1 protein-coding gene is annotated in these 340 nt (G+C 47.6%); it reads left to right on the forward strand.

Annotated elements, in window-relative coordinates; genetic code table 11:
• Positions 1 to 40 precede the first annotated feature (40 nt).
• The coding region (locus C9427_RS33650) for a hypothetical protein (RefSeq protein WP_208636465.1) at positions 41 to 340 on the forward strand (300 nt) is incomplete at its 3' end.

Consider the following 340-nt stretch of genomic DNA (forward strand, 5'->3'; position numbering starts at 1 on the left):
CGAGAATACTAGAGCTGATTACTATTTTACAGAGAAGCTTATGGACTGCTTCGTTGCTGAAACAATGCCGATCTATTACGGCAGCCCGGCAATCACGAGGTTCTTTCCGCGGGACTCAATGGTTCTGATTGATCCAGAGGACAAGAACGTAGTTCCAAAGATCCGAGAAATCATCAACTCGGACCTCTGGATGGAACGTCGCGATGCAATACGAGAGGCGAAGCGGTTGGTACTTGAGAAGTACAATATATTTGCTTATCTCGCGGGCTTCATCGAAAGCGTTCAGGATAAGCCTTTGCCGCCTAAAGTTATGCACATCGGTACGCCCGAGGTCGATTTT

It is taken from the genome of Mesorhizobium helmanticense (genome assembly GCF_003034915.1).
In the GTDB taxonomy this organism is placed as follows: domain Bacteria; phylum Pseudomonadota; class Alphaproteobacteria; order Rhizobiales; family Rhizobiaceae; genus Mesorhizobium; species Mesorhizobium helmanticense.